At 65.4% G+C, this 3,117-nt stretch carries 3 protein-coding genes and 1 pseudogene; 3 read left to right on the top strand and 1 reads right to left on the bottom strand.

Going from position 1 to position 3,117, the window contains the following annotated elements; all coding sequences use genetic code 11:
- Positions 1–167: 167 nt before the first annotated feature.
- Positions 168–1,171: pseudogene (locus AB0J04_RS45680) on the top strand (IS5 family transposase).
- Positions 1,172–1,314: 143 nt separating this feature from the next.
- On the opposite strand, the gene AB0J04_RS45675 reads toward AB0J04_RS45680, so the two are convergent.
- Positions 1,315–1,878 (bottom strand): transposase, encoded by a 564-nt coding sequence (locus AB0J04_RS45675; RefSeq protein WP_363174646.1) that lies wholly within the window; start codon positions 1,876–1,878, stop codon positions 1,315–1,317.
- Positions 1,879–2,018: 140 nt separating this feature from the next.
- Between AB0J04_RS45675 and AB0J04_RS45670 the strand changes: the two genes are divergently transcribed.
- Positions 2,019–2,666 carry a hypothetical protein gene (locus AB0J04_RS45670; protein WP_363174645.1) on the top strand — a complete coding sequence of 216 codons (648 nt, stop codon included), beginning with the start codon at positions 2,019–2,021 and terminating at the stop codon, positions 2,664–2,666.
- Positions 2,667–2,862: 196 nt separating this feature from the next.
- Positions 2,863–3,117: transposase (locus AB0J04_RS45665; RefSeq protein ID WP_363174647.1), on the top strand; the 255-nt coding region annotated here is incomplete at its 3' end.

Genomic DNA, 3,117 nt, shown 5'->3' with positions numbered 1-3,117 from the left:
TCAACCTCTCCCCACACCCAGCGACCAACGGCCCTGAGCCTGACACAGGCCGAAGCCCCAACGCGAGCCCCAACGATTAACACCAGTCACCTAGGGCGCGTATCTGGTTTCGATCAATTTGGTGGATCTGGCCCGCGGAGTGGGGCGGATCCGGTAGATCGTCGTGTATGGCGCGTGCGCAACTGACGGATGCTGAGTGGGCGTTGATCGAGCCGTACCTGCCGGTGGGCGAGCGCGGTCCGTACCCGGAGCGGCTGCGGCAGCAGTTCGAGGGAGTGATCTGGCGGTTCAGGGCGGGTGCGCAGTGGCGTGAGGTGCCGAGTGAGTTCGGTGCCTGGACGACTGTGTCCAACCGGTTCCGGCAGTGGCGGGACGCGGGGGTCTTCGAGGCGCTTCTGGAGGGGATGATCGCGGAGGCCGCGGAGCGGGGTGAGGTGGATTTGACGCTGGTCAGCGTGGATTCCACCACCGCTCGGGCTCACCACGACGCTGCCGGGATGCACCTTGGCCAAGAGGTCATGGCCGCCTTGGAGGAGGCGGCCGCCGAGGAGGAGAAAGCCCGTGAAAAGGGGGCAGCGCGCAAGGACAGGACAGACAGCATGCTTTAGCTGATCCCGAGCGGGAGGAACGGCGGCGTGTCCGGCGTCGGCACAAGGTCCGTCTGAGAGCAGCCCTACTCGGGCGCTCGAGGGGCGGGCAGACCAGCAAGATCCATGTCGCCGGCGACCGCAAGTGCCGCCCACTGGCTTTCGTCCTGACCGCCGGCCAGGCGGCGGACAGTCCGCAGTTCATCCCGGTGCTCAGGAAAGTCCGGGTGCCCGGGCCGGTCGGCCGCCCCCGGACCCGGCCCGGCGCTGTTGCCGGCGACAAGGCCTACTCGTCCCGTGGCAATCGCTCCTACCTGCGTAAACGCCGCATCAAGGCGGTCATCCCGGAGAAGAAGGACCAGGCCGCCAACCGCAGGAAGAAGGGCAGCCGGGGCGGCCGGCCCGTCAGCCACGACACCGCGCTCTACAAAGAGCGGAACACGGTCGAGCGTCTGATCAACAAGCTCAAGGCGTGGAGAGGCATTGCCACCCGCTATGACCAGACACCCAAGAGCTACCTTGCCGGAGTCCACCTGCGCGGCTCGATGATCTGGATCAAGGAGCTCGCGCAGGCAGCCAATTGATCAAAACTAGATACGCGCCCTAGATGCGCGGTTTCCTCCCGCCCTGCAGCGCCGACAAGCCCGTCACCCGAGTCGAAGCGCGGCCGAGCCGACAGTCGCGCGCATCTGGGTGGATTGCCCTTTATCGCTGAGTGAGTTCCCCGTCAGGTGGGTGTCGTATCGTCCGTTATGCGCTTGGTGAGGTTGTCGATCGAGGCGATGTGGATCACGGCTTCGGAGCTGGCAGCAAGGGTCTCGTAGTCGCGTGCGAGACGGCGGTGCATCTTGATCCGTCCGATGCTCCGTTCCACGACCCAGCGCCTTTTGACGACATGAAGGCCACGGATTTCAGGGTTTCTGTTCACGACCTCGACGTCGATTCCGAGCTTCGCTCCGTGCTCGATGACGGGATTTTTGAAGCCGGTGTCGACCCAGCTTTTGGAGATGGTCGGGCAGGTCTTCCTGGCCTGGTCGAGGAGGTGTATTCCGACGGCGTTTTCCGACCGGCTTGCGGCGGTGACGGTCACGGCGAGGAGCAGGCCGAGCGTGTCGGTGATGATGCCGCGCTCCCGGCCTGCGATCTTCTTGGCGGCGTCGGTTCCCTGGCTGGTCAGGGGCACGTTCGTGGAGGTCTTCACGCTCTGGGTGTCGATCACGGAAGCGGTCGGTTCGAACAACGCCCATCGGGCGTCGGACGGGTCGCTGGGGTACGGCTTCCGCCGGCTCACGAATGAGCTCTTACGCGAACGGCGCCACCGGCAGCGTTACTTGACCGGCTGGGCGGTTCTGTGACGTCCATAGACCAGGCGGAATCCGGGTGCGAGGGGCCTGGTGACACGCCCGGCGAAGGTGCGTCACGATGATCGCTATGACCGACGGAATCACATGGCTTGCTGCTCCCCAGTCGATCGCCTTCGGCGGCTACGGCGTGGTGCTCGCTCGAGGGTTGGACGCCGAAGAGCTGGTGTCTCGGCTCACTGCGACAGTGTTCGGGCCGACGCGCACGGCGCGTAGTCTGGACCACCTCACCAGCAAGGACCTGATCGATGTCGTGGAGGACGGCTGCTGGGACCACCCCTACCCGGCGATAGGTCTGCGTTATGGCGAGATCGGCGAGTGGGTCTTCGTGGTCAAGTACGGTGGCTGGCAGGCGGAGTTCGGCCCGCAGCCACCTGTTTCTCGGGGTGGTGCACACGTCTTCCAGCTGGAATTCGAAGAGGAGAACGGCAAGCCGGTACCGCCTCAGTTCTCCTACCTCCATGACGATCGTCTCATGTGTGCCTTCAATCTCCACCTGGACCGTTCATGGGGATACGACGGCGTGAACGGTGACCGCGAGGTGGCGGTACGCGTCGAGAGGATGCTGGCTGCTGCCGGCCTACCAGACGCCGACGTGCCTCGCCGCGAAGTGCACCGCACCGCACTGGAGATCATCGAACGATGCTTCGGCCTTTCCCTGCCACGCAGGCAAGTCCTGGAGGCCGCGCTTCCCGCTGTGGTCCTGGAGATCGCGTAACCGGCGAATCCCTTCAACTGAAGCGGCTAAGTACTACAGCCGTAGATCGTGATCTCGCTGGTCGGAGCCGGTTCCGGGTACGCGTACGGCCACCAGTGAGCATCGGTGTGTGAAGACAGATGAACAATTGTTGGCCGCGGTGCACGGCCCACATCCCGCCCGTTGGCGGGAGACGTTCGAGGTCCTGACGGGCCGGATGGTCTCCCGGTTCGCACGGGTCGAACCGCGGCGGCAAGCACGGGAGTTCGTCCTCGGCCTGTTGGCGGGCCTGACGCGGAAGTACTGCTGGACGCCGGCCGAGCACGCCGGCCGTGCCGGCTCCGACCGGCTGCAGCACCTGCTCGCACGGGCGAAGTGGGACGCGGACGCCGTCCGTGACGATCTGCGCGGCTTCGTCGTCGACCACCTCGGCACAGGAGACGTCGTCCTGGTGGTCGATGAGACCGGTGAC

The sequence above is a fragment of the Streptomyces sp. NPDC050263 genome (genome assembly GCF_040655955.1).
Taxonomy (GTDB): Bacteria; Actinomycetota; Actinomycetes; order Streptomycetales; family Streptomycetaceae; genus Streptomyces.
This window is presented reverse-complemented; position numbering and strand designations above follow the sequence as displayed.

What these genes read in the sequence shown, in the direction of transcription:
- AB0J04_RS45670 (WP_363174645.1), top strand. Translation starts at nt 2,019, where the DNA reads ATGACCGACGGAATCACATGGCTTGCTGCTCCCCAGTCGATCGCCTTC.